General features: G+C 61.7%; 1 protein-coding gene. It reads right to left on the minus strand.

The window, feature by feature from the left end; all coding sequences use genetic code 11:
* Positions 1–366: 366 nt before the first annotated feature.
* A complete protein-coding gene (locus HPC46_RS34595; protein WP_179476465.1) occupies positions 367–540 on the minus strand; it encodes a hypothetical protein in 174 nt (57 codons plus the stop codon).
* Between the last annotated feature and the right edge of the window lie 168 nt (positions 541–708).

Below are 708 nucleotides of genomic sequence, written 5' to 3' on the forward strand. Positions count from 1 at the left end.
GTAGCGCCACGATCACCATCAACGGCACCACCCAAACCTTCCCGCCACACATTCCCCCACATCAACGCCACATTCTCGACTCACTCGGGATCAAAACGGGGTACTAAGCCAAATGTCCTAAGTCGGGTGCGACGCCTGCGGCGACCGCGAGCTTGGCGGCCGCAACGTTCAACGCGTGATGCCATTGGGCGGCGAGGCCTGGAGCCGGCGAAGCTACGAGCATGGGTTGAGGTTAAGCGCTGACTCTGACACCGGCCATCGTCTTGAGGTTGTCCCGAGTCTCGTAGAAGTTGAGGTGGCGGTCCCCTGCTCGAAACCTGCCGTGTGGTAGGTATCGGGCTTCCGGAACTTGTCAAGGTGGATGAGTTAAGCGGCTGTCGTGTCGGTCTCCTGGGTGGTGTTTTCGGCTGGTCGGTTGATCCAGGCGGTGTCGGGTAGGTCGAGGATCTTCGGCGCGTGGGTGGTGCCGAAGCGGTGCGGGTGTCGGGCGCGGGCTTGGGTCAGTACCGTGTGCCGGTCGGCGGCTTTGTCGGTGGCCAACCCGTAGTGGTATTCCCCCGAAACCGTGGAGGCATCAGCTATAAGCCTCGATCCACCGATGGGCTGTGGTTGTGGAGTCGAGTTCGGTTATGTGCGTTGAATTGTGGGTGCGCGGTGGTGAGGGCGTGGGTGATCGCCCGACCTCGGTATCGGGTTGTTCCTGTGGGT

Origin of the sequence: Mycolicibacterium vinylchloridicum (assembly GCF_013404075.1) — a bacterium.
GTDB lineage: Bacteria > Actinomycetota > Actinomycetes > Mycobacteriales > Mycobacteriaceae > Mycobacterium > Mycobacterium vinylchloridicum.